The organism is Citrobacter sp. Igbk 16 (genome assembly GCF_028069755.1).
Classification (GTDB): Bacteria; Pseudomonadota; Gammaproteobacteria; order Enterobacterales; family Enterobacteriaceae; genus Citrobacter.
Genome location: NZ_JANEWJ010000041.1, coordinates 1 through 25,061, shown reverse-complemented (window position 1 = coordinate 25,061; position 25,061 = coordinate 1). Strand labels below are relative to the sequence as shown.

The following is a 25,061-nucleotide window of genomic DNA, read 5'->3' as shown; positions in this document are numbered from 1 at the left end:
ATGAGAGACACTCTTTTTTTGTTAGCTGTGACAAATATTTGCAAACAATTTCTAATTGCAAAGCAAAATAGTGACGGAGTTAACACTTTTTCCTCCTCTGCCGCGGGAATGAGCGGGCAGAGGAGGAGGGGATTATCGACGTCGATAGGTTTTCTGTGCGGAATTGACCTTGTAAAGATAGCGACGTGATTCTGCAGAGGGATGTCGCGTGGTCAGAGTTTGGTAAACGTCACCAGGTGACATGCTATTGATAATATTCGCGGCCTGAATTTTATCGTTAGAGAAAACGCGCAGCACGCTTCCCGCGCCGCCGTTATAGGCGGTGATGACCGCATAGCGACGCGAGGTTGGATTATCAATACCGCCCAGATAGACGTTGTTGAGCATTGCCAGATAGGCCGTACCCGTATCAATGTTACTGGCTGGGTCGAACAGGAAGCTGCGGCTTGGCGTACCTGAGCGCCCCTGGGAACGGAACACATCTTTCCCGGCGCTATGTTGGACTACCTGCATGAGTCCCAACGCATCGGCATGGCTGACCGCATAGGGGTTAAAAGAGGATTCGGTCTGCATGATAGCCAGAATCAGTGACTCATCAACGCCATACTTCCGTGATGCCTGACGCACCATACCAACGTACTTATGCGCACGCTTATCAAGGTGGTTTGGCACCAGATTAATGGTCACGCTATAGATGATACGCAGCCCGTTGCTGCGGCTCTTCAGGCGCGTTTGTAGCAGATAGTTGGCAAAGTTAGTGGCACGTCCCTCCCAGCGAATCGGTTGGCCGGTATTATCCACCACCTGCCCGTAGAGGAACGGTTCTTTGGAAATTTTGATGTCATCGACATCGGAATAGAGATCGATAGATCCCGGATCATCGCCCATCAGCAATGTTTTGATGATCGCCCGACGCAGGTGTCCGGCGGGATCTGTCCCGGCAATGGTCTCGACGGTGATTGTACCGTCATCGAAGTTGATATGGCTGCGGGTTTGATACTGATCGGTATACTTCACGTAGTCCTTCGGACCCGCAATCAGCACTTCCTTAAACCCCCACAGATTCTCAATGTTATGGGCAAACTGCCCCATCAGAATATCAAAACCGTTGGTATCCTTGACCCAGGCTTCATTATAGGAATCGCCTTTTTTGGTCGAACTGGAACAGGAGATGAGCAACGGCGCAATAACGGCAAGCGCGAGAAATTTTTTCATCATTCCGGGAGTGCATGTTGTGTTTGTTATTGGCAAGGACCAGATTAAATCGTCGGCCGGATAAGCGCAGCGCCATCCGGCAACGGTTCTTATGATTCTGGCGTATAGCCTTCAATATGCACATCTTTGCCTTCAAACAGGAAGTTGATCATTTCCTGCTCCAGCAGTTTGCGGTGCTCGACGTTCATCATATTGAGTTTTTTCTCGTTAATCAGCATGGTTTGTTTATGCTGCCACTGCGCCCACGCTTCTTTAGAAATCTCGTTATAAATTCGTTTTCCCAGGTCGCCCGGGTACAGCTGAAAATCCTGGCCTTCGGCTTCGCGTTGCAGGAAAGTGCAAAAAATTGTTCTGCTCATTAAAAAATCCTCTCTATCGACCGATACGTTAAATCTGCGTACCGGCGCGTAATTGCTGTAACAAACGCTCCACGGGAGCCGCCAGGCCGACTGACGGCGGTTGCGCTAAGTTATACCAGAGCGCGTTGCCTTCATCCATGCATGCGGTGAATGAGGACACGCGAAGCCACATAGGCACAATATCTAAATGGAAATGGCTAAAGGTATGGCGAAACGCATTAAGTTGGGTCAGATTATCTGCGTTAATTTGTCGTTGCGCCAGCCACTGACGAAGCCCATCTTCATCGTCAAACTGCGGAAAACAGTATAATCCCCCCCATAAGCCGCTGGGTGGGCGCTGCGCGAGCAGCACCTCATCATCATGTTGCATCAGTAAAAAATAGCCCGTCCGTTCGGGTAACGTCTGTTTGGGCTTTTTACCGGGGTATTGTGCCCAGCTTGCATTGGCGGTCGCCACACAGCCATTTTCTAATGGGCACAGGGAGCACTTAGGTTTTGAGCGCGTGCAGACCATTGCCCCTAAGTCCATCATTGCCTGGTTGAAACGCTCAACGCCGCGGGCAGGTGTGACTTGCTCGCTCAGTTCCCACAGTTTCTTCTCGACCTCTTTCTTACCAGGCCAGCCGCTGACAGCATAACAGCGAGCCAGCACGCGTTTAACGTTGCCGTCGAGAATCGGAAAATGCTGACCCAGAGAAAGCGAAAGGATCGCGCCTGCCGTTGAACGTCCAACGCCTGGCAACGCAGCCACTTCATCAAAGGTCTGTGGAAATATTCCACCATGCAGGGTGACCACCTGCTGCGCGGCCTTATGCAGATTTCGGGCACGGGCGTAATAGCCAAGGCCGGTCCATAAATGCAACACTTCATCCAGCGGTGCATGGGCTAAATCCGTAACCGTTGGGAAGCGCGCCATAAAACGCTCATAATAAGGGATAACGGTCGCAACCTGGGTTTGTTGCAGCATGACTTCTGAGAGCCATACTTTGTAAGGCGTCTTGTCAATTTGCCAGGGCAACGTTTTCCGCCCGTATTTGTCGTACCAGCTCAACACCTGAGCTGAAAATTGAGACGCTTGCATGATTACCGTTTCATTATTGCCGGGGGCAAGATTGCAGCACAGAGGCAACTGGGTGTAAACCGGAACTTTCCGCTGCTCACTTTCTTCCTTTACTTGCATCCGGCAACTAACTTTGGATAATGCCCGTTTTCGGAACTCAAACACAGCAGACTAAACTTTTATGAAGAACGACGTCATTTCACCGGAATTTGATGAAAACGGCCGCCCTTTGCGCCGGATTCGTAGTTTTGTTCGTCGCCAGGGGCGACTGACGAAAGGGCAGGAACACGCGCTGGAAAACTACTGGCCGGTGATGGGCGTTGAGTTCAGCGAAGAGCCTGTAAATTTCGCTAAACTGTTTGGCCGTGACGCGCCAGTCACGCTGGAAATTGGTTTTGGTATGGGCGCTTCGCTGGTAGCGATGGCGAAAGCGTGCCCGGAACAAAATTTCCTCGGCATTGAGGTTCACTCGCCGGGCGTTGGCGCGTGTCTGGCATCAGCCCATGAAGAGGGCGTCGAGAACCTGCGCGTAATGTGCCATGATGCCGTTGAAGTCCTGCATAAAATGATTCCTGACAATTCTTTATCTATGGTTCAGCTGTTTTTCCCTGACCCGTGGCATAAAGCACGTCATAATAAACGCCGTATCGTTCAGGTGCCGTTTGCTGAACACATTTTAAGCAAACTGAAGCCTGGCGGCGTTTTCCACATGGCAACCGACTGGGAAGCTTATGCGGAACACATGCTTGAAGTGATGTCCTCCATTGACGGATATAAAAATCAGTCAGAGAGTAACGATTATGTACCGCGCCCGGAATCGCGCCCGGTAACCAAATTTGAACAACGTGGTCATCGTCTTGGCCACGGCGTATGGGACTTAATGTTCGAGAGGGTGAAATAATGGCAAAGAACCGTAGCCGTCGTCTGCGTAAAAAAATGCACATCGACGAATTCCAGGAAGTCGGATTTTCGGTTGCATGGCGTTTCCCGGAAGGTACATCGGGCGAGCAGGTCGATAAAATCGTTGATGACTTTATTGATGAAGTGATTGAGCCGAACAAGCTGGCTTTTGACGGCAGCGGCTATCTGGCCTGGGAAGGTCTGATCTGCCTGCAGGAAATCGGCAAATGCACTGAAGAGCATCAGGCAATCGTGCGTAAGTGGCTGGAAGAGCACAAACTCGAAGAAGTGCGCACCAGCGAACTTTTCGATATTTGGTGGGACTAAGTAGCAAAGGGTCGGCAAATGCCGGCCCGATTTGTATTGAGGGAAAGATATGATGCGCAAAACGCTGCTGGCGGCAGTCCTAACGTTCACGGCGATGGCCGCACATGCAGATTACCAGTGCAGCGTCACCCCGCGTGACGATGTGATTTTGAGCCCACAAGCGGTGCAGGTGAAGGGCGAGAACGGCGACCTGATTATTACCCAGGCCGGCGATGTCACCTTTAACGGTAAACAGTACAACCTGAACGCCGCACAGCGTGAGCAGGCCAAAGATTATCAGGCGGCGTTGCGTAGCAGCCTGCCGTGGATTGACGAAGGTGCCAGAGCGCGCGTAGAGAAAGGTCGTGTGGCACTGGATAAAATCATCGCCAAAGAAGTGGGTGAAAGCAGCAACATGCGTGGCCGCTTAACCAAGCTGGATGCGCAATTGAAAGAGCAGATGAACCGCATCATCGAGCACCGTACAGACGGTCTGACCTTCCATTATAAGGCGATTGATCAGGTCCGCGCGGACGGACAACAGCTGGTCAATCAGGCGATGGGCGGTATTTTGCAGGACAGCATCAACGAGATGGGAGCGAAAGCCGTGCTCAAAGGCGGTGGTAATCCACTGCAGGGCGTGCTCGGTAGTCTTGGCGGTTTGCAAACGTCAATTCAGAATGAGTGGAAGAATCAGGAACAAGACTTCCAGCAGTTTGGCAAAGATGTTTGCGCACGCGTCGTGATGCTGGAAGATAACCGTAAATCCCTGGTTAGCACTCTGAAATAATATTCACCTCTTTTTAACGGCATAGAAACATTTCTGTGCCGTTTTATTTTGTGCTTATCTTCTTTTTTGATATCCATCTCTAAGAATAACAATTTCATGGAAATATAAATCTGGTTAATTGGATTGCGTCACATTATTCATCTGTGGGATGGACATAATGCAGCAAATTCAAGTAACTGGAGAAATAACATGGAGTTTTTCAGAAAAACGGCACTGGCAGCACTGGTTATGGGTTTCAGCGGTGCAGCGCTGGCATTACCCAATATCACCATTTTAGCGACTGGCGGGACGATTGCTGGTGGCGGTGATTCCGCGACAAAATCTAACTACACGGCGGGTAAAGTTGGTGTAGAAAACCTGGTAGATGCAGTGCCCCAGCTGAAAGACATTGCGGTCGTGAAAGGTGAGCAGGTAGTGAATATCGGCTCCCAGGATATGAATGACGAAGTCTGGTTAACACTGGCGAAGAAGATCAACACTGAGTGCGATAAGACTGACGGATTTGTGGTTACTCATGGTACGGATACCATGGAAGAAACCGCCTATTTCCTCGACCTGACCGTGAAGTGCAACAAGCCGGTGGTACTGGTCGGCGCAATGCGTCCGTCTACGGGTATGAGCGCCGATGGCCCGTTCAACCTGTATAACGCAGTGGTAACTGCCGCAGATAAAGCCTCAGCTAACCGCGGTGTGCTGGTGGTGATGAACGACACCGTTATGGATGGTCGCGACGTGACCAAAACCAATACCACCGATGTCGCTACCTTCAAATCCGTTAACTATGGCCCGCTGGGTTATATCCATAACGGAAAAATCGACTACCAGCGTACGCCTGCGCGTAAGCACACCACATCGACTCCGTTTGATGTTTCTAAGCTGACCGAGCTGCCGAAAGTGGGGATTGTTTACAACTACGCGAATGCTTCCGATCTGCCGGCAAAAGCGCTGGTTGATGCCGGTTACGCCGGGATCGTCAGTGCGGGTGTAGGTAACGGCAACCTGTATAAAACCATTTTTGATACGCTGGCAACTGCCGCGCATAAAGGTACGGTAGTCGTACGTTCATCCCGTGTACCGACGGGTGCAACTACCCAGGATGCAGAAGTGGATGATGCGAAATACGGATTTGTGGCTTCAGGCTCGCTGAACCCGCAAAAAGCGCGTGTTCTGCTGCAGCTGGCATTGACTGAAACCAAAGATCCTAAGCAGATTCAGGAAATGTTTAATCAGTATTAATAGCTGAAGGTGGCTGTGCCCTGGCCTTTCGTAGGCCGGATAAGGCGCAGCCGCCATCCGGAAAATTGCCTGATGGCGCTACGCTTATCAGGCCTACGTTCACTACATTGTTACCGTATTACTCCGCCAGAAACAGCTCCAGCAGCGAATTCAAAAACAGCTTACCGTGCTGGGTAATCTGCCAGTACTCATCGCACTCGCTCAAATAGCCCCGCGCGATAGCCTCTTCAATCTGTTGACGAATAACTTCTTCGCTAAGCCCGGTGTATTGCGTGAATTCAGCGCGTGGTGCGGCTTCCAGTAACCGGAAACGATTCATAAAGAACTCGAACGGCTTATCGGCCCCAGCGACATCACGCTGACTTTCTAAATAGCGTCCTTGCATATAACCGCGTGGATGACGCGTTTTGGTGGTGCGCAGGATCCGCCCGTCCGGGAATGTGACTTTACCGTGTGCGCCGCAGCCAATGCCAAGATAGTCACCAAAGCGCCAGTAGTTCAGGTTGTGCTGACATTGATAGCCCGGCTTTGCATAAGCTGAGGTCTCATACTGCTGATATCCGGCAGCGGTCAGCAACTGGTGGCCTTGTTCAAAAATATCCCACAGCGCGTCATCGTCTGGTAATACGGGTGGACGAGAGCCGAACAGCGTGTTGGGTTCAATAGTCAGTTGATACCAGGAGAGATGCGGTGGATTCAGCGCGATAGCTTGCTGCAAATCGCCCAGCGCCTCTTCCAGCGTTTGATCCGGCAGACCGTGCATCAGATCAAGGTTAAAGCTACGTAGCCCCAGACCACTCGCCAGGTGCGCGGCACGTTTGGCTTCTTCCGGTCCGTGGATACGTCCCAGACGTTCGAGCTTGGCGGAGCTAAAGCTCTGTACACCAATAGATATCCGGTTGACCCCGGCACGTTGATAATCGACAAAGCGATCGGCTTCAACAGTTCCGGGGTTCGCTTCCATCGTGATTTCTGCATCTGCCGCCAGATTCAGGCGTGCACGCACGCCGTCCAGCAGAGTTTGCATCGCCGGACCAGAGAGCAGGCTAGGCGTACCGCCACCAATAAAGATCGTCTTTATTTCACGTCCCTGAGCGTGTGTAACCTCGGTATCCAGATCGCTCAGCAGATGTTGCACGTAGTCGTCATGTGGGACTTCGCCCTTCAACGCATGCGAGTTGAAATCACAGTAGGGGCATTTCTGTACGCACCACGGGATGTGAATATACAGACTTAGCGGTGGAAGCTTAACCATTACGCAGGGCATCCAACAACAGCTTCAGCGCCTGTCCGCGGTGGGAGATCGCACTTTTCTCCTCACGGGTCAGCTCTGCCGCGGTTTTCCCTTCAGACGGCACAAAGAAGATAGGATCGTAGCCAAAACCACCGGTACCGGCAGGTTCGCGGGTGATTACGCCAGGCCAGCTTCCGTGGCAAACAATAGGGGTCGGATCATCTGCGTGGCGCATATAAACCAGTACGCAGTGGAATTGCGCCTGGCGCTTCTCGTCGGGCACATCCTGCAAAGTATGCAGCAACTTTTCCAGGTTCTGTCTGTCAGTCGCATCTTCACCAGAATAGCGTGCTGAATAGATACCTGGCGCGCCGCCCAGCACGTCTACCGCCAGACCGGAATCATCGGCAATAGCAGGAAACCCGGTGATTTGCGCTGCATGGCGCGCTTTCAGAATGGCATTTTCAATAAATGTCAGGCCGGTTTCTTCAGCGGAATCAACGCCCAGATCCGTTTGGGCAACGACATCAAGGCCGAAATCGCTCAGAAGAGAGGCGAGTTCACGCACTTTACCGGCATTGCCGGTCGCGAGGACAACTTTTTGCATGGGATACCTAATCAGTTAGCGCCGCAATTTCTGGCGGGATCTGTTGCGGATGAATGATTTTAACCTGTTTATGACGGCCAAGCTCGCCCTTCTCAATGACGATCTGGCTTTTCGCTACGCGGAACTGTTTGCCGAGAAACTTCACCAGATGGCTGTTCGCTTGCCCGTCGACTGGCGGGGCCGTAATGGCGACTTTTATTTCGTCGCCATGTAAGCCCACAATACTGTCACGGCTGGCTTTTGGCTGAATGTAGAGCCGTAAAACCAGACCGTCATCGCAGGGTGTCACGGCACTCATAGCGCCATCCACAGCCCCGGCAGCAACATATTGCCAGTCGCCTGTAATACCTCTGCGATCCCCATGTTAATGACATAGAGCAGCAGCACCAGGATCATTGGGGAGAAGTCGATTCCACCCATGCCTGGAAGTATGCGACGGATAGGGCGCAGCAGCGGGTCCGCCAGTTGAATCAGTACGTATTCCACAGGGCTGCGACCCTGGCTGACCCAGCTCATGATTGCCATCACTAAAAGAACCCAGAAAATCAGCAATCCAATGGTTTTCAGGACGATCAACACCGCGGCGATCCAGATGATTGGCTGGAACGTGACCACCTTAAACAGCACGATGGCTTTGATAAAGCTGAGAACGAGCGCAACTAATGCTGATGCGCTGTCAATCGGCCCCATCGGTGGAATAATGCGGCGTAATGGCCCAATAATGGGCTGGGTGATTTTCACAATAAACTGTGAGAACGGGTTGTAAAAATCGCAGCGAGACCACTGCATCCACACGCGCAATAGCAGCGCCATGGTATACAGCTCAATTACCGTTGAGAGCAGGAAGGTCAACGTATTCATGGTGTTCCTTAGTTTTCCTTAATTTTTTGTGTAATCACGAGCACCAAAAATGGCAGTGCCAATGCGCACCATCGTGCTACCCGCCGCGATGGCGGCATCCATATCATCAGACATCCCCAGTGAGAGGGTGTCGATATCTGGGTAGCGCGTTTTCAACCCGGCAAATGCTACAGCCATTTGCTGTGCAACTTCAAACTGCCTTACATAATCTGACTCTGGCGCCGGGATCGCCATCAGCCCACGTAGGGTTATACGTGGTAGCGCGGCGACGTCGGCGGCCAGCGCATCAAGCTCAGCCAGCGGGATACCTGACTTGCTATTCTCATCGCTGATATTTATCTGAATCAGTACATTCAGCGGTGGCAGATCGGCCGGGCGTTGTTCGCTCAGGCGAGCCGCGATACGCAGGCGGTCGATTGTATGACACCAGTCAAAATGTTCAGCCACCAGACGGCTTTTGTTGGACTGCAGCGGGCCGATAAAGTGCCACTGCAGACCTTCAATACCGTTTTCTTTGAAGTAGCGGATCTTATCCACGCCTTCCTGAACATAGTTTTCGCCAAAGGCGTGCTGCCCGGCGACGATGGCTTCTTCGATGGCGCTCGCAGGTTTGGTTTTACTGACTGCAAGCAACGTAACTTCTTCTGAAGACCGCCCGCAACGCGTCGCGGCGGCTGAGATTTTGTCCCGGACATGTGCCAGGTTATGCGCGATATCGTTCATTTTCCGAGGATGTTCATGTGAATATGGAAGAAATAGTGGCCCTTAGTGTAAAGCATAACGTGTCGGATCTACACCTGTGCAATGCATGGCCTGCGCGTTGGCGCATACGGGGAAAGGTGGAAATCGCGCCATTTACTACGCCGGACGTAGAGACGCTGCTGATGTACTGGCTCAACGACCAACAGCAGGTACAGTGGCGTGAGCAGGGGCAAATTGATTTTGCTATTGCGCTGGCAGATTCCCGGCGTTTACGCGCCAGCGCTTTTGTTCATCAACAGGGAACGTCGCTGGCGCTAAGATTGCTACCGCTTGATTGTCCTCGTTTAGACGATCTCCAGGCTCCCGAGGCTATACCTGACCTGCTGCACAGTGAAAATGGGTTAATTCTGGTTACAGGAGCTACCGGTAGCGGCAAATCGACCACACTGGCTGCGATGGTGGAGCACCTTAATCACCATGTTGCGGGGCATATTCTGACGCTGGAAGACCCGATTGAATATCGCTACACCAGCCAGCGCTGTCTTATTCAACAACGGGAGGTGGGCGCACACTGTGCTTCTTTTGCCGCCGGCTTGCGCGGCGCGCTGCGTGAAGATCCCGACGTCATTTTGCTGGGCGAACTGCGCGATGTTGAAACCATCCGGCTGGCCTTAACAGCGGCGGAAACGGGGCATCTGGTGCTGGCAACGCTACACACGCGTGGGGCTGCACAAGCCATTGCGCGGCTGGTAGACACCTTTGCTGCATCAGAGAAAGATCCCGTGCGTAATCAACTGGCGGATAGCCTGCGGGCAGTGCTTTCACAAAAACTGGAAGAAGATAAGCAGGGCGGACGGGTGGCGTTATTTGAGTTGCTCGTTAACACACCCGCCGTTGGCAACCTGATCCGCGAAGGGAAGAACCATCAGCTACCCGGCGTGATACAAACCGGGCAACAATCAGGTATGCAGACATTTGCACAAAGTCTGCAGCTGCGACAGGCGCAGGGGCGGCTTTAGTAGCCCTGTTCGAAATAGCTTTCGAGGATCACAACGGCAGACGCGGAGTCTACTTTGCCTTTATTCAGCGCACGGTATCCACCCTGCTCAAACAGGCCGGAGCGGGCTTCGACGGTACTCAAACGCTCATCATGCAACGTCACGGTAACGCCAAAACGACCGTGAATACGGTTAGCGAACTTGCGTGCGCGTGCGGTAAGGGGTTGTTCGGTGCCATCCATATTGAGCGGCAGGCCGACGATGATTTCATCTGGTTGCCACTCTTTTAGCAGGCGTTCAATCAAATTCCAGTCCGGCGTACCGTCCTGAGCTTTGATTGCAGGCAGGGGTCTGGCTGTGCCGGTAATACGTTGACCAATCGCCACGCCAATGCTTTTGGTACCAAAATCAAACGAGAGTAATGTTTCACTCATTATGCATGTCCCGCCACGCCAGGCATGGTCAAAATATCTATGCCGATAAGTTTTGCAGCATCGCGCCAGCGATCGGCGATCGGTGTTTTAAACAAGATGTTGAGATCGGCGGGGGCGGTGAGCCAGGCGTTATCCAACAGTTCTTGTTCAAGCTGGCCCTTTTCCCAGGATGAATAACCTAATGCGACCAGCACTTCGGACGGTTGTTCCTGGGTACCTAAGGTTTCTAAAACATCGCGGGATGTCGTGATGATGGTGTTATCGGAAATTAAGATACTGGATGCAAAACGGGCGGGCGGGGTATGCAGAATAAATCCGCGGTCTTCCGCCAACGGGCCGCCGAGCATCACTGCTTTATCCAGACGGATGGACGGATCGCGTCCTTCAGGCGTGATCTTCAGCTTTTCCAGAATCCCTTCAATCTGTAAGTTTTCCAGGGGCTTATTGACGATAATCCCCATCGCACCGTTCTCATTATGTTCACAGATGTACACCACAGCGCGGCGGAAAATAGGATCCTGGAGAGCAGGCATGGCAATAAGAAAGTGATGCTGTAAATTCATTGTCAGAGGTTCTGTTTCCTGGTTCAAAAAAGCAACAGCGCCCAGTATGTGGGCAAAGCGAGAAGATGTCACCCTCTGAAAATAGCGTTGCCGGATGAAGGGTGTGCCTTATCCGGCCTACGGGGTGCAATTCCAGGCCGGATAAGACGCGAAGGCGTCGCCATCCGGCAGCGTATTTATTTCTGTAGACGAGCCTCAATGGCATCCATCAGCATCCCGGTAATAGAGACCGGGAACTCTGCTTCGATTTCACGAATACAGGTTGGGCTGGTGACGTTTATTTCAGTCAGGCGATCGCCAATGATATCCAGGCCGACAAAGATCAGACCTTTGGCTTTCAGGGTTGGTCCAATGCGACGGGCAATTTCCCAGTCACTGTCGGTTAATGGGCGCGGTTCGCCACGACCACCGGCAGCCAGGTTGCCTCGGGTTTCTCCACCCTGCGGAATGCGCGCCAGGCAATACGGTACAGGTTCGCCATCGACTACCAGGACACGTTTGTCGCCGTCTTTAATTGCTGGCAGATAGTTCTGCGCCATGCAGTAGCGGGTACCGTGCTCGGTCAGCGTTTCAGCAATCACGCCGAGGTTCGGATCGCCTTCCTTCACACGGAAGATAGAGGCGCCGCCCATACCGTCCAGCGGTTTAAGAATAATATCGTTGTGCTTTTGCCAGAAGGCTTTCAGCTGTGCCTTGTTACGCGTGACCAGCGTTTCCGGTGTCAGGTCGGCGAACCAGGCGGTGAACAGCTTTTCGTTGCAATCACGCAGACTCTGCGGCTTGTTAACGATCAGCGTCCCTTGTTCTTCTGCACGTTCCAGAATGTAGGTTGCGTAGATGAACTCAGTATCAAACGGGGGATCCTTACGCATCAGGATGACGTCCAGATCTGCCAGCGGGAGATCCTGTTCGTTGTTGAACTCATACCATTTGTCGTAGTTCTGCTCGACGCTCAGAGTACGCGTACGGGCGCGGGCTTCCCCGTTTTCCAGATAAAGATCGGCCATCTCCATATAGTGAAGTTCATAACCACGACGTTGTGCTTCCAGTAGCATAGCAAAACTGGAATCTTTCTTGATGTTGATGCTTGTGATGGGATCCATCACGATGCCGAGCTTAATCATGTTATTCTCCGTTTATGCCTTAGCCCAGATCGCCAAAACGCACCTGAAGCGCGGTAATGGCGGTGAGCGCAGTTGTCTCTGTACGCAGAACGCGAGGTCCTAACAGGATATCAGTAAACTGATAACGTGCGGTCATGGCAATTTCATCTGCCGACAGCCCACCCTCCGGGCCAATCAGCAAGCGGATACGCTCTACGGGTAGCGGCAGTGTATTAATGCTGGCGCTGGCGCGTGGGTGCAGGTTCAACTTCAACCCTTCGTCTTGTTCGGCGCACCATGCTTCCAGATCCATTGCCGGGCGAATTTCAGGTACCCGGTTACGACCGCATTGTTCGCAGGCGGCAATGGCAATTTTCTGCCACTGCTGGAGTTTCTTGTTCAGGCGTTCACTGTCCAGTTTAACGCCGCAGCGCTCAGAAAAAAGTGGCGTAATGAGGCTTACACCCAGTTCGATCGATTTTTGGATAGTGAATTCCATTTTTTCGCCACGCGACATGACTTGTCCAAGATGGATATGCAACGGTGATTCACGATCGTCGAGCTCGGCGTTAAGTACCTTCACGTCCACGCTTTTCTTACTGGCATGGGTGATTTCGGCGTCAAATACCTGATTACTGCCGTCAAATAGCTGCAGGGCCTGGCCGGGGCCCATGCGTAGTACGCGACCAATATGATTGGCGGCATCCTCACACAGTGAAATTTGGCTACCGGAAGTGATTGGCTCAGGGTGATAAATGCGGGGAATGCGCATAGTTAAACATCCGCGTCATGGCCCTGAGCTATGAAAGGCCAGGGCATGGTTAAAAATATTGACGCTAGTGTAGGTTAGCTCTTTTGTGCCTGGCAAGCGCGTTGCACATATGGGTTATGGTTACCCTGTATCTTTGCAATACGCTCATCACGCTCACACTCCCAGTCGGTTACCGGATACTGCTTATTCCAGGCGTTAAAAAGCTGGGTTTGTTGGCGGGAGAGTGTGAGATCGTACTGGTCGCGCATGTAAAAATAGGTACGAGCAATGGCGCCACGGGCGCGCGCTGGCGGCTCGGCAACTTTCTCTTTGAAGTCGACTTTCATGGCGCACTGTCCATATTGGCCTTCGCCGCCGTTCCACTGGCTGTACATGAAGTTTGCGCGATCGCCATTGACTTCACCTACTGCCGGCTGCAGGTTATGCATATCGCTTTCCATCTTGCGATAGACCGGATCTTTGGCGCAGTTTTTACGCCCACCCTCCTGCCAGCACTGGCGCTGATGGCCAAATTGCCATGCAGGAACCACGTGCTCCCACTCAATTCGGCTGGCTCGGTTTTCATTTTTTCGCACTTTGTAACCGCAAGATTCGAGGTCCACGACCCCTTTTTTGCCTTGCCAGTTAATCTTACAACCACAGTAGAAGTCGCCCGGCGCATCGGCGTTAACCTTGACGCCCGCTGCTTTTGCCTGAGAAAAACTGTTGATGCCTTCGGCTAAAACCGGGCCTGAAAACGCAGCGGCTAACAGGGCCGCTGCAAAAGAAAGATTACGGTACATCACGAACTCCGTGTCAAAACGAGCCCGCAACGTAGCGAAAGTTATTCCTGTATGCAATCAGTTAGATCAGAAAAGTTCCTGATAATTCTGATGATTATTCTGCAATCAGCGGCTCACCGCAGTGGACGCAGCGGTAGGTGGCCTCACCGCGCACAATGCGGTTATGGCGGCGGACGGTCAGTTGGTGCTCCTGACACTTACAGCGGTAAGTAAAGGTCTTGCGCTGCACCGATTGCAGTTCAAACTGATGCGTGCGTCGGGCCGGGACGCCCAGCACGCTCTCCATCATCCATTTCCACTCTTTGCCATGCGGTGGCACGCGGCCAAAGTGCTTCCACACCAGCAAGTGTGCCAGTTCATGTGGAACCACCTCATTCACGAACGCGTCGACATTCTCCATCAGCAGTACCGGATTGAGGCGGATTTCGTAGGTTTGTAACCACGCGGTGCCTGCAGCGGTGCCGCGCTGTTGATACACCAGCTTAGGTTCCGGGTAATTACGCTCGAGCTTAAGATTGGCCTGTGCGAGTTTTTCCCGCAGGCTGCGCATAACGGCTTGCTGGATAGCGATGGGAAGACGGGTGGTTTTCATAACGCCAGAGGATAGTGCGACAGGGAAGGGACTGCAAGAAGAAGGCTTCCTCCCGGCGGGAGGAAGCAATGAGATGATTAATCGTGCGCGCCAATTTCGCGCAGTTTACGACCTTTCATCAGGTTACGTTCGATGTGTTCCAAAGAGACGTTTTTGGTTTCCGGAATCAGCCACAGGGTCAGGAAGATGAACAGTACGTTCAGGCCACCGTAGACCCAAAAGGTGTTGGCGCTGCCCAGCGAATTCAGCATCGTCAGGAAGGTTGCGCCGACAATCATGTTGGCAATCCAGTTGGTTGCGGTAGAGCAGGTGATACCGAAATCGCGGCCTTTCAGCGGCTGAATTTCAGAGCACAGCACCCAAATCAGCGGACCGGCGCTCATGGCGAAGCCAACAATAAACATCAGCAGCATCAGCACCGCGAAGTATTGAGCGGCTGCCGAGTGAATGCCTACGTGCATCATCGTGCCCAGTACGCCCATACCGACGGCCATCACGATAAAGCCGAGGATCAGCGTAGGTTTACGTCCCCAACGGTCAACCAGGCCAATGGCGATAAAGGTTGCCAGCACGTTAGTCAGACCGACAATAACGGTCCCCCACATCTGTTCAGTGGTATTGGTATAACCCGCCAGTTCAAAGATTTTTGGCGCGTAGTACATGATGACGTTCATCCCGGTGAACTGCTGCATCACCTGTAACAGTACGCCCAGGAACACCGCGCGACGGAAGTTGCTGTTTTCTTTAAACAGCGCCCAGCCACTCTGTTTTACCTGCAGGCTTTCACGAATCTCATCCAGCTCGCGCTTAGCTTCTGCACTGGTATCACGCAGACGCAACAGAACGCGCTCGGCATCGACAAAGCGACGTTTAGCCGCGAACCAGCGTGGGCTGTCTGGCAAGAAGATAACGCCAACCAGCAGTAACAAGGCCGGGATGATGATCACGCCCAGCATCCAGCGCCATGCGCCACTGTAGCTAAACGCGGTATCGGACAGATAGGCACCAAGGATCCCAATGGTGATCATCAACTGATACATGGAGATCATGCTGCCGCGAATTTTTTCCGGCGCGATTTCGGACAGATAAAGCGGCGCGGTGTAAGACGCAACGCCGACAGCCAGACCCAACAGTACGCGAGAAACCAACAGTACTTCCACGTTAGGCGCCGCTGCGGAGAACAGTGAGCCGGCAACAAACAGGATGGCACCGATCATCAGGCTTTTTTTACGACCCAGTTTGAAAGAGAGCCAGCCGCTACCGACAGCACCGACTGCTGCACCAAACATCATGGAGCTCACCACCCATTCCTGAGTGTGTGCAGTAATTTGGAACTCATCGGTGATGAAAGGTAAAGCACCCGCAATAACACCGATATCCAGGCCAAAAAGTAATCCTGCCAGGGCGGCAAGGAAGCAGACAAAGAATGTCATGGCTTTGTTGGAACGCCCCGCTTTTTTATAGTCAGGCATGATGCCCTCCGGTTGGGTAACTAGTTTTGTTGATGTTAAGGGTAGGTGAGTACGGGGTAAAAAAATGCGAATCACATCACATTAGTGTAATCGGTTACACTAACATTCATCACGCTTATTAGTTAACTATTTGAAAGTTAACATTTTATAATGCGATTAAATATGGCTGATTGCCTGGAATTAAGACAAACCTGAAAAGTGATGTAACAGTGATGCAGTCGCGGCGGAAAAGAGATGTTAACTCGTTGTGGATAGAAAAGCGGTGATGTGTAATCGCTTTCATTTTTATTGAAAGAGATGATTCACTGTATTGTTCAGGTGACGAGGTGTTGGAGGAGAATAGGGGAATAAAAAAAAGACCAGCACGAGGCTGGTCTTAATAAGCGGACAGTCTTCAGTAAATTACTTCAGACCGGCAGCGTCACGCAGCAGTTGCGCTTTGTCGGTTTTTTCCCATGGGAAATGTTCACGACCAAAGTGACCGTAAGCTGCGGTTTCTTTGTAGATCGGGTGCAGCAGATCCAGCATCTGAATCAGACCGTATGGACGCAGATCGAAGAACTCGCGCACCAGCAGGGTCAGCTGCTCTGAAGGTACTTTTTCGGTACCAAAGGTTTCAACCATGATAGAGGTCGGTTCAGCTACACCGATAGCGTAGGAAACCTGAATCTCACAACGGTCTGCCAGACCTGCAGCGACGATATTTTTTGCCACATAACGTGCAGCGTAGGCCGCAGAACGGTCAACTTTAGACGGATCTTTACCGGAGAATGCACCGCCACCGTGACGGGCCATGCCGCCGTAGGTATCAACGATGATTTTACGACCAGTCAGACCGCAGTCACCCATTGGGCCGCCGATCACAAAACGACCCGTCGGGTTGATGAAGAATTTGGTCGCAGCGGTCAGCCATTCGGTCGGCAGTACCGGTTTGATGATCTCTTCCATGACGGCTTCTTGCAGAGATTTCTGGTCGATATCTTCAGCGTGCTGAGTCGACAGAACCACGGCATCAATACCGACAATTTTACCGTCGTCATACTGGAAAGTGACCTGGCTTTTTGCATCCGGACGCAGCCACGGCAGAGTACCGTTTTTGCGTACTTCAGCCTGACGCTGTACCAGACGATGCGCGTAGGTGATTGGCGCAGGCATCAGCACGTCGGTTTCATTGGTTGCATAACCAAACATCAGACCCTGGTCGCCAGCGCCTTGTTCCAGCGGATCCGCGCGGTCAACACCCTGGTTGATATCCGGAGACTGCTTACCGATGGCGCTCAGAACTGCGCAAGAGTTGGCGTCAAAGCCCATGTCGGAATGCACATAGCCAATTTCGCGAACCGTGTTACGCGTGATCTCTTCGATATCTACCCAAGCGCTGGTAGTGATCTCGCCGCCAACTAAAACCATACCGGTTTTGACGTAGGTTTCGCAGGCTACGCGTGCTTTCGGATCCTGCTCGAGGATTGCATCCAGCACGGCATCAGAGATTTGGTCAGCGATTTTGTCAGGATGCCCTTCTGATACGGACTCGGACGTAAAAAGGTGTTTTGCCATATTTAATTTCACCTAAGGAATATTTGGTTAGCTCAAACTGTCGAGTGGAATAGCCATGTGTAGAAGATTCTACCATGAGTCTGCAGATGACGGACACTGGCAGTCTGAGTGTTAATCGGTATAGATGGATTAACATCTGGACGGCTATTTTAGGATACTTCTTCGCCTGATTTCCAGCTTTTTTTGATTAAGGTCGCATTGTACTGAAAATGTAACTGGAAATTTTTCCTGACGGTGCTGGCAATGTGCATATTTATCTTTTGCATTTTGACCTTCTTATCGGTATAAAACGCGGCGCGCGGCTCATATCCGTCATACTTCAAGTTGCATGTGCGTTGGCAGTACTCGCTCGCCCCAGTCACTTACTCATGTAAGCTCCCGGGGACTCCCTGCGTTGCCGCCTTCCAGCAACTCGAATTATTTAGGATAGACAAAAGCACACGACGTTTTCATCGTGTTGCCACTTCCAGCCGGGTTAAAACTTTAGCTTTGGCTTGTGGGTTCGTTCCGTCAGGAGCAGCCGTGGAGGTGATACGAGATAATGAACCGTTGTATTCTGCTGAATCTGTCACACCGTTCTGGTGTACATATGTCCCCCGTAATCTGCATCTTGCATACCTGCCGATGTTATACCCATCTCGGCGCTTCTCAGGACTCCAGGGCCGGCTACGGTCACTAAGGACTGAACAAGGGCGCTCTTGGTAAACAAGAGTTTTCTCGTGGTTTCGCCGAACCGTCAGCATTAAGTTCGGTTACGTGTTTACAATGATATGAAAAAGAAACCGGTCGCACAGTCGGAGCGTCAGCACTATCTGCTGGAAAATCTGCCTGTTTATGGGTTGTTATCGCCTCTTCGGATTGCGATAGTAGTCAACTGTTTTACACTTGTTAATAAAATCTGAGGTTCGCTATGTCTGACGACATTTTCATGGGTTCGCCTTCGTCAGCGGGCGGACAGGGTGTACTACGCTCCATGCAGGAGGTTGCAATGAGTTCCCAGGAAGCCAGCAAGATGCTGCGTACATACAATATTGCCTGGTGGGGTAATAATTATTACGACGTCAATGAATTAGGCCACATTAGCGTGTGCCCGGACCCTGACGTCCCAGAAGCGCGTGTCGATCTCGCCGAACTGGTAAAAGCCCGTGAAGCACAGGGGCAACGTCTGCCTGCGCTGTTTTGCTTCCCGCAGATCCTGCAGCATCGTCTGCGCTCGATTAACGCGGCGTTCAAACGTGCACGTGAATCATACGGCTACAACGGCGACTACTTCCTGGTTTACCCGATCAAAGTTAACCAGCATCGCCGTGTTATTGAATCGCTGATCCACTCTGGCGAACCGTTAGGTCTGGAAGCGGGTTCGAAAGCGGAACTGATGGCGGTACTGGCGCACGCGGGTATGACCCGTAGCGTGATTGTCTGTAACGGCTATAAAGACCGCGAATACATTCGCCTGGCGCTGGTCGGTGAGAAGATGGGCCATAAGGTCTATCTGGTTATCGAGAAGATGTCTGAAATCGCCATCGTGCTGGAAGAGGCCGAGCGCCTGAACGTCGTGCCACGCCTCGGTGTTCGTGCACGTCTGGCCTCCCAGGGGTCCGGTAAATGGCAGTCTTCCGGCGGCGAGAAATCCAAGTTTGGCCTGGCGGCAAACCAGGTGCTGCAACTGGTGGAAATTCTGCGTGAGCGCGGTCGTCTGGATAGCATTCAACTGCTGCATTTCCACCTTGGTTCGCAGATGGCGAACATTCGCGATATCGCTACCGGCGTACGTGAATCAGCCCGTTTCTACGTTGAACTGCATAAACTGGGCGTAAATATCCAGTGCTTCGATGTGGGTGGTGGTCTGGGTGTGGACTATGAAGGGACCCGCTCGCAGTCCGACTGCTCTGTGAACTACGGGCTGAACGAATACGCCAACAACATTATCTGGGCGATTGGCGATGCCTGTGAAGAACATGGCTTGCCGCACCCGACGGTGATCACCGAATCTGGACGTGCTGTTACCGCGCACCATACCGTACTGGTGTCGAACATTATCGGCGTTGAGCGTAGCGAACACACTGAAGCCACACCGCCGGCTGAAGATGCTCCGCGCGCCCTGCAAAGTATGTGGGAAACGTGGCAGGAGATGCACGAGCCGGGAACCCGTCGCTCGTTACGTGAATGGTTGCACGATAGCCAGATGGATTTGCACGATATTCACGTCGGCTACTCTTCAGGCACTTTTAGCCTGCAGGAACGCGCATGGGCTGAACAGCTCTATCTGAATATGTGTCACGAAGTACAGAAACAACTCGACCCGAGCAACCGCGCGCATCGTCCGATTATCGACGAGCTGCAGGAGCGTATGGCGGATAAGATTTACGTCAACTTCTCTCTGTTCCAGTCGATGCCGGATGCGTGGGGTATCGATCAACTGTTCCCGGTGATGCCGCTGGAAGGGTTGAACCAGGCCCCTGAGCGCCGGGCGGTTCTGCTGGACATTACCTGTGATTCCGATGGTGCTATCGACCATTACGTTGACGGCGACGGAATTGCCACCACCATGCCGATGCCGGAGTACGATCCGGAGAACCCGCCGATGCTGGGCTTCTTTATGGTGGGGGCTTATCAGGAGATCCTCGGTAACATGCACAACCTGTTCGGTGATACCGAAGCGGTTGACGTGTTTGTCTTCCCTGATGGCAGTGTCGAAGTTGAGTTGTCTGACGAGGGCGATACTGTGGCAGACATGCTGCAGTATGTGCAGTTGGACCCGAATACTCTGCTGACGCAGTTCCGTGATCAGGTGAAAAACACCGATCTGGATGCGGAGTTGCAGCAGCAGTTCCTTGAAGAGTTCGAAGCAGGGCTGTACGGATATACCTATCTCGAAGACGAGTAACGGTAAATGCTTAGTGGTGTTGCGCTTACCGGAGCTACGAAAGTAGGCCGGATAAGGCGAAATCGCCATCCGGCAGTCAGATTCAGAGAGGGCGGCATTTACGGCGCTCACTTGAATCTGTACAAATTAACGGCGATAATTCGCCCATACAAGTAGTCACGTAAATCAATCCCTTCCTCGTCGGGCTTAACGACGCGGAGGGGATTTTTTTTCACCGATTTTATAAGAGGTCAGTACATGAGCACCTTAGGTCATCAATACGACAACTCCCTGGTTTCTAACGCCTTTGGTTTTTTGCGTCTGCCGATGAACTTCATGCCATACGACAGTGATGCCGACTGGGTAATCACCGGCGTACCATTTGATATGGCAACATCTGGTCGTGCGGGCGGGCGTCATGGTCCGGCGGCGATCCGTCAGGTTTCCACTAACCTGGCCTGGGAACACAACCGTTTCCCGTGGAATTTCGATATGCGCGAACGTTTGAACGTCGTGGACTGCGGCGATCTGGTTTACGCGTTTGGCGATGCCCGTGAAATGAGTGAAAAGCTGCAGGCGCATGCTGAGAAGCTGCTTTCTGCTGGTAAGCGCATGCTCTCTTTTGGTGGTGACCACTTCGTCACGCTACCGCTGCTGCGCGCTCACGCGAAGCACTTTGGCAAAATGGCGCTGGTGCACTTTGATGCGCATACCGACACCTACGCCAACGGCTGTGAATTTGACCATGGCACGATGTTCTACACTGCGCCGAACGAAGGTCTGATCGATCCAAATCACTCTGTGCAGATTGGCATTCGTACTGAATTCGATAAAGACAACGGCTTTACCGTACTGGATGCCTGCCAGGTGAACGATCGCAGTGTGGATGACATCATTGCGCAGGTTAAGCAGGTAGTTGGCGATATGCCGGTATACCTGACTTTTGATATCGACTGCCTGGATCCTGCGTTTGCACCAGGTACCGGTACGCCAGTGATCGGCGGCCTGACCTCCGATCGTGCAATCAAACTGGTACGTGGTATGAAAGATCTGAACATCGTCGGCATGGACGTTGTAGAAGTCGCGCCTGCTTACGATCAATCAGAGATCACCGCACTGGCCGCGGCAACGTTAGCGCTGGAAATGCTGTATATTCAGGCGGCGAAGAAAGGCGAATAATAGTCGGACTATTTTACTCGTCATTTTGGGGCCGGGCAGTGCTCGCCATCCTCACGTACTACGTGTACGCTCCGGTGGCTGTGCGCTGGCCGGGCCCAAACTGACTTCGCCAATTACATCCGATAATGGGATGAAATCTGTAGGCCGGATAAGGCAACGCCGCACCCGGCACGATTAACGGTTATTTGATCCCGTCCGCGCTCATGCGATCGCGAATATGTTGCGCACGTTCTGCGGATGCCGGGTGATCGTCAAACATTGAGCTTTGACGTCCTGCCTCCAGTTTTGCCAGTTTCTCAAAGCTGGTGGCTAAACCCGCCGGGTTGATGCCGCGCTTGCGCAACAAATCATACGAGTAATCATCTGCTTCGGATTCCTGGCGTTGAGAGAACTGTGAATTCACCAGTTTCTCACCAAGATCGCCCAGTTGTGATTGCGACAGGCTGCCGACGATGCCGCCCGCAGATGCCGCTGCAGCACGCACGGCGTTGGTGCCTAGCGCAACCTGCATACCTTTTTTCACGTGACCCAGCGCAACGTGACCCATTTCGTGGCCGATGACTGCTTCAACTTCATTATCCGTCATCATATCCATCAGGCCGCTGTACACGCGGATACAGCCGTTTGCCATGGCAAAGGCATTCACATCTTTCGCCATATAGACTTTGTAGTTCACTGGCTGACCGTTAATGTTGTCGCCAAGTGCAGTGGCGATTTTGCTAAGACGCGTCGCATATTCGCTGCCAGCCGGGGCGATGGTAGCTTTGCTGTCCATATCCTTACAGGCCTGATCGCTGAGCGCTTTCACCTGAGCATCGCTCAGGCTGTAGGCCTGAAAAGCCTCTGCGCCAGAAGAAAGCAGTCCATTGGAGTCCATATTCTGGCAACCGGTCAATGCCGTCGCCATGCTCATAGCAAGCAGTAAAGCGCGAATTTTCATGTTTTCTCTTCCGCACAAAGTCAGGATTATTCTAAAAATTGCGTCGTTTGCAGGTAAACCGACGCTCAGCCTAAGTATAAAGAAAAGAACAATAAGCGGGCGAGTAGATTGCGCAACATGCGCGCATGATCCAGAGATTTCTGAAGCAGTAAAAGGATGCTCCATGTACATGACACGCGGCTTGGGTTACATTGTTGGCACTTTTTTCCGGCGTAGCCCAAAACGCTCTGTCGTCAAGTCGTTAAGGGCACGGCCTTCATTATCCGATCTGGAGTCAAAATGTCCTCACGTAAAGAGCTTGCCAATGCTATTCGTGCGCTGAGCATGGACGCAGTACAGAAAGCCAAATCCGGTCACCCGGGTGCCCCGATGGGTATGGCTGACATTGCCGAAGTCCTGTGGCGTGATTTCCTGAACCACAACCCGACTAACCCGTCCTGGGCTGACCGTGACCGCTTCGTGCTGTCCAACGGCCACGGCTCCATGCTGATTTATAGTCTGCTGCACCTCACCGGCTACGATCTGCCGATGTCCGAGCTGCAGAACTTCCGTCAGCTGCACTCCAAAACCCCGGGTCACCCGGAAGTGGGTTACACCGCAGGTGTGGAAACCACGACGGGTCCTCTGGGTCAGGGTATTGCGAATGCAGTGGGTATGGCTATTGCTGAAAAAACACTGGCGGCGCAGTTTAACCGTCCAGGTCACGACATCGTTGACCACTTCACCTACGCTTTCATGGGTGACGGCTGCATGATGGAAGGTATCTCTCACGAGGTATGCTCCCTGGCTGGTACGCTGAAGCTGGGCAAACTGGTGGCGTTCTACGATGACAACGGTATCTCCATCGATGGTCACGTTGAAGGCTGGTTCACCGATGACACCGCGAAGCGTTTTGAAGCTTACGGCTGGCATGTGGTTCGTGGCGTTGATGGTCACGATGCTGACGCGATTAAGCGCGCCGTTGAAGAAGCCCGTGCGGTCACCGATAAACCGTCCCTGCTGATGTGCAAAACCATTATCGGTTTCGGTTCCCCGAACAAAGCGGGTACTCACGACTCTCACGGTGCGCCGCTGGGCGATGCAGAAATCGCACTGACCCGTGAACAGCTGGGCTGGAAATACGCGCCGTTCGAAATCCCGTCTGAAATCTACGCGCAGTGGGATGCGAAAGAAGCCGGTCAGGCAAAAGAAGCGGCATGGAACGAGAAGTTCGCTGCTTATGCCAAAGCCTTCCCGCAGGAAGCCGCTGAATTCACCCGTCGTATGAAAGGCGAAATGCCGTCTGATTTCGACGCAAAAGCGAACGAATTCATTGCTAAACTGCAGGCGAACCCGTCCAAAATCGCCAGCCGTAAAGCATCCCAGAACGCGATTGAGGCGTTTGGTCCGTTGCTGCCTGAATTCCTTGGTGGCTCTGCCGACCTGGCGCCATCAAACCTGACTATCTGGTCTGGCTCTAAAGCGATTAACGAAGATGCTGCCGGTAACTACATCCATTACGGTGTACGTGAATTCGGTATGACCGCTATCGCCAACGGTATCTCTTTGCACGGTGGTTTCCTGCCGTACACCTCCACTTTCCTGATGTTCGTGGAATATGCCCGTAACGCGGTGCGTATGGCTGCGCTGATGAAACAGCGTCAGGTCATGGTCTACACCCACGACTCCATCGGTCTGGGCGAAGATGGCCCGACTCACCAGCCGGTAGAGCAGGTCGCTTCTCTGCGTGTGACCCCGAACATGAGCACATGGCGTCCGTGTGACCAGGTTGAATCCGCGATTGCGTGGAAATATGGCGTAGAGCGTCAGGACGGCCCGACCGCGCTGATCCTCTCCCGTCAGAACCTGGCGCAGCAGGAACGTACTGCAGAACAGTTGGCGAACATCGCTCGCGGCGGCTACGTGCTGAAAGACTGTGCCGGTCAGCCGGAACTGATCTTCATCGCGACCGGTTCTGAAGTTGAGCTGGCGGTGGCGGCATGGGACAAACTGACCGCTGAAGGCGTGAAAGCGCGCGTGGTATCCATGCCGTCTACTGACGCGTTCGACAAGCAGGATGCCGCTTACCGCGAATCCGTACTGCCGAAAGCGGTCTCTGCGCGTGTGGCAATTGAAGCCGGTATCGCTGACTACTGGTTTAAATACGTGGGCCTGAATGGCGCAATCGTCGGGATGACCACCTTCGGTGAATCTGCTCCGGCAGAGCTGCTGTTTGAAGAGTTCGGCTTTACCGTCGACAACGTCGTCGCGAAAGCAAAAGAACTGCTGTAATTAGATTTACAACGGTATAACGGGTCGCTCACGCGGCCCGTTTTTTGTTTATAGGAAATCTCCAGTCTGGCGGTGGGAAGCTTTCAGCTTTAGTCAGATTGTTATTCGCCTGTTAGGCCGCTGTTGGTAACGGAGCCTTACGGGGGCGTCTGAAAACCCTCTCATTTTAGCTATATTCATATATATAATTTTTTATTGTGATTTATTTAAATTCAATATGAATGTATGTTTATTCCATAAACATCGTGGCATGGTGTAGTAT

General features: G+C 52.5%; 27 protein-coding genes. 10 read left to right on the top strand and 17 right to left on the bottom strand.

Annotated features, from left to right (window positions below; translation table 11 throughout):
• Positions 1 to 132: 132 nt before the first annotated feature.
• From mltC to mutY, 3 genes are all read right to left on the bottom strand, one after another.
• A complete protein-coding gene (gene mltC / locus NNO03_RS20405; protein ID WP_137382608.1) occupies positions 133 to 1,218 on the bottom strand; it encodes a membrane-bound lytic murein transglycosylase MltC in 1,086 nt (361 codons plus the stop codon).
• A gap of 86 nt (positions 1,219 to 1,304) precedes the next feature.
• Entirely contained in the window at positions 1,305 to 1,574 is a 270-nt protein-coding gene (locus NNO03_RS20400) for an oxidative damage protection protein (protein ID WP_003027126.1), read from the bottom strand.
• A gap of 28 nt (positions 1,575 to 1,602) precedes the next feature.
• Positions 1,603 to 2,655 (bottom strand): A/G-specific adenine glycosylase, encoded by a 1,053-nt coding sequence (gene mutY, locus NNO03_RS20395; RefSeq protein ID WP_271441190.1) that lies wholly within the window; start codon positions 2,653 to 2,655, stop codon positions 1,603 to 1,605.
• A 160-nt stretch (positions 2,656 to 2,815) separates the two neighbouring features.
• On the opposite strand from mutY, the gene trmB reads away from it, so the two are divergent.
• The 4 genes from trmB (at position 2,816) to ansB (ending at position 5,866) form a co-directional block, all read left to right on the top strand.
• Positions 2,816 to 3,535 carry a tRNA (guanosine(46)-N7)-methyltransferase TrmB gene (gene trmB, locus NNO03_RS20390; RefSeq protein WP_271450373.1) on the top strand — a complete coding sequence of 240 codons (720 nt, stop codon included), beginning with the start codon at positions 2,816 to 2,818 and terminating at the stop codon, positions 3,533 to 3,535.
• Positions 3,535 to 3,861 carry a YggL family protein gene (locus tag NNO03_RS20385; protein ID WP_198905818.1) on the top strand — a complete coding sequence of 109 codons (327 nt, stop codon included), beginning with the start codon at positions 3,535 to 3,537 and terminating at the stop codon, positions 3,859 to 3,861. The genes trmB and NNO03_RS20385 overlap by 1 nt, the downstream gene beginning before the upstream one ends.
• Positions 3,862 to 3,910: 49 nt before the next feature.
• Positions 3,911 to 4,630, top strand: a complete 720-nt coding sequence (locus NNO03_RS20380; protein ID WP_271441192.1) for a DUF2884 domain-containing protein — start codon at positions 3,911 to 3,913, stop codon at positions 4,628 to 4,630.
• A gap of 189 nt (positions 4,631 to 4,819) precedes the next feature.
• Positions 4,820 to 5,866 (top strand): L-asparaginase 2, encoded by a 1,047-nt coding sequence (gene ansB, locus NNO03_RS20375; RefSeq protein WP_040232083.1) that lies wholly within the window; start codon positions 4,820 to 4,822, stop codon positions 5,864 to 5,866.
• A gap of 118 nt (positions 5,867 to 5,984) precedes the next feature.
• Here the strand turns inward: ansB and hemW are convergent, their stop codons facing one another.
• From hemW to NNO03_RS20350, 5 genes are read right to left on the bottom strand one after another with little or no spacing between them, the layout of a single operon-like run.
• On the bottom strand, positions 5,985 to 7,121 hold the full coding sequence (gene hemW / locus NNO03_RS20370) for a radical SAM family heme chaperone HemW (RefSeq protein WP_271450372.1): 1,137 nt from the start codon (positions 7,119 to 7,121) through the stop codon (positions 5,985 to 5,987).
• The gene (locus tag NNO03_RS20365; RefSeq protein ID WP_271441194.1) at positions 7,114 to 7,707 is read right to left on the bottom strand and encodes an XTP/dITP diphosphatase; all 594 of its coding nucleotides are present in this window, start codon (positions 7,705 to 7,707) and stop codon (positions 7,114 to 7,116) included. Before NNO03_RS20365 ends, hemW begins: the two co-directional genes overlap by 8 nt.
• Positions 7,708 to 7,714: 7 nt before the next feature.
• Positions 7,715 to 8,005: a DUF167 family protein YggU gene (gene yggU / locus NNO03_RS20360; RefSeq protein ID WP_271441195.1), complete on the bottom strand. Its 291-nt coding sequence runs from the start codon at positions 8,003 to 8,005 to the stop codon at positions 7,715 to 7,717.
• Positions 8,002 to 8,568 carry a YggT family protein gene (locus tag NNO03_RS20355; protein ID WP_003825417.1) on the bottom strand — a complete coding sequence of 189 codons (567 nt, stop codon included), beginning with the start codon at positions 8,566 to 8,568 and terminating at the stop codon, positions 8,002 to 8,004. The genes yggU and NNO03_RS20355 overlap by 4 nt, the downstream gene beginning before the upstream one ends.
• A gap of 18 nt (positions 8,569 to 8,586) precedes the next feature.
• On the bottom strand, positions 8,587 to 9,291 hold the full coding sequence (locus NNO03_RS20350) for a YggS family pyridoxal phosphate-dependent enzyme (RefSeq protein WP_271441196.1): 705 nt from the start codon (positions 9,289 to 9,291) through the stop codon (positions 8,587 to 8,589).
• Between the two features lie 17 nt (positions 9,292 to 9,308).
• Here NNO03_RS20350 and NNO03_RS20345 point away from each other — a divergent pair, with 17 nt between their 5' ends.
• Positions 9,309 to 10,289, top strand: coding sequence for a type IV pilus twitching motility protein PilT (locus tag NNO03_RS20345; protein ID WP_271441197.1), 981 nt, complete (start codon positions 9,309 to 9,311; stop codon positions 10,287 to 10,289).
• Here NNO03_RS20345 and ruvX read toward each other — a convergent pair.
• The 8 genes from ruvX to metK all read right to left on the bottom strand — a co-directional run bounded on the left by ruvX (position 10,286) and on the right by metK (position 17,543).
• On the bottom strand, positions 10,286 to 10,702 hold the full coding sequence (ruvX, locus tag NNO03_RS20340) for a Holliday junction resolvase RuvX (RefSeq protein ID WP_182269195.1): 417 nt from the start codon (positions 10,700 to 10,702) through the stop codon (positions 10,286 to 10,288). The genes NNO03_RS20345 and ruvX overlap by 4 nt on opposite strands.
• Positions 10,702 to 11,265, bottom strand: coding sequence for a YqgE/AlgH family protein (locus NNO03_RS20335; protein WP_170974365.1), 564 nt, complete (start codon positions 11,263 to 11,265; stop codon positions 10,702 to 10,704). Before NNO03_RS20335 ends, ruvX begins: the two co-directional genes overlap by 1 nt.
• Positions 11,266 to 11,441: 176 nt before the next feature.
• A complete protein-coding gene (gene gshB / locus NNO03_RS20330) occupies positions 11,442 to 12,389 on the bottom strand; it encodes a glutathione synthase (RefSeq protein WP_271450371.1) in 948 nt (315 codons plus the stop codon).
• A gap of 19 nt (positions 12,390 to 12,408) precedes the next feature.
• The gene (rsmE, locus tag NNO03_RS20325) at positions 12,409 to 13,140 is read right to left on the bottom strand and encodes a 16S rRNA (uracil(1498)-N(3))-methyltransferase (protein WP_008785768.1); all 732 of its coding nucleotides are present in this window, start codon (positions 13,138 to 13,140) and stop codon (positions 12,409 to 12,411) included.
• A 74-nt stretch (positions 13,141 to 13,214) separates the two neighbouring features.
• Positions 13,215 to 13,922 (bottom strand): deoxyribonuclease I, encoded by a 708-nt coding sequence (gene endA, locus NNO03_RS20320; RefSeq protein WP_271450370.1) that lies wholly within the window; start codon positions 13,920 to 13,922, stop codon positions 13,215 to 13,217.
• A 94-nt stretch (positions 13,923 to 14,016) separates the two neighbouring features.
• Positions 14,017 to 14,514, bottom strand: coding sequence for a SprT family zinc-dependent metalloprotease (locus NNO03_RS20315; RefSeq protein ID WP_271450369.1), 498 nt, complete (start codon positions 14,512 to 14,514; stop codon positions 14,017 to 14,019).
• Between the two features lie 77 nt (positions 14,515 to 14,591).
• Positions 14,592 to 15,986: a galactose/proton symporter gene (gene galP / locus NNO03_RS20310; protein ID WP_137382622.1), complete on the bottom strand. Its 1,395-nt coding sequence runs from the start codon at positions 15,984 to 15,986 to the stop codon at positions 14,592 to 14,594.
• A gap of 402 nt (positions 15,987 to 16,388) precedes the next feature.
• The gene (metK, locus tag NNO03_RS20305) at positions 16,389 to 17,543 is read right to left on the bottom strand and encodes a methionine adenosyltransferase (protein ID WP_005123306.1); all 1,155 of its coding nucleotides are present in this window, start codon (positions 17,541 to 17,543) and stop codon (positions 16,389 to 16,391) included.
• Between the two features lie 541 nt (positions 17,544 to 18,084).
• On the opposite strand from metK, the gene NNO03_RS20300 reads away from it, so the two are divergent.
• From NNO03_RS20300 to speB, 4 genes are all read left to right on the top strand, one after another.
• Entirely contained in the window at positions 18,085 to 18,222 is a 138-nt protein-coding gene (locus NNO03_RS20300) for a hypothetical protein (protein ID WP_271450368.1), read from the top strand.
• 91 nt (positions 18,223 to 18,313) lie between these two features.
• Complete coding sequence (gene yqgB / locus NNO03_RS20295; RefSeq protein WP_137382624.1) at positions 18,314 to 18,445, top strand: acid stress response protein YqgB; 132 nt, start codon at positions 18,314 to 18,316, stop codon at positions 18,443 to 18,445.
• Positions 18,446 to 18,453: 8 nt separating this feature from the next.
• Positions 18,454 to 20,430 (top strand): biosynthetic arginine decarboxylase, encoded by a 1,977-nt coding sequence (gene speA / locus NNO03_RS20290; RefSeq protein ID WP_137382625.1) that lies wholly within the window; start codon positions 18,454 to 18,456, stop codon positions 20,428 to 20,430.
• A 237-nt stretch (positions 20,431 to 20,667) separates the two neighbouring features.
• Positions 20,668 to 21,588 carry an agmatinase gene (gene speB, locus NNO03_RS20285; RefSeq protein ID WP_271441203.1) on the top strand — a complete coding sequence of 307 codons (921 nt, stop codon included), beginning with the start codon at positions 20,668 to 20,670 and terminating at the stop codon, positions 21,586 to 21,588.
• Positions 21,589 to 21,769: 181 nt separating this feature from the next.
• On the opposite strand, the gene NNO03_RS20280 is transcribed toward speB, so the two are convergent.
• On the bottom strand, positions 21,770 to 22,528 hold the full coding sequence (locus NNO03_RS20280; protein ID WP_202037802.1) for a M48 family metallopeptidase: 759 nt from the start codon (positions 22,526 to 22,528) through the stop codon (positions 21,770 to 21,772).
• 279 nt (positions 22,529 to 22,807) lie between these two features.
• Here NNO03_RS20280 and tkt point away from each other — a divergent pair, with 279 nt between their 5' ends.
• Positions 22,808 to 24,799, top strand: coding sequence for a transketolase (gene tkt / locus NNO03_RS20275; RefSeq protein ID WP_271450367.1), 1,992 nt, complete (start codon positions 22,808 to 22,810; stop codon positions 24,797 to 24,799).
• Positions 24,800 to 25,061 lie beyond the last annotated feature (262 nt).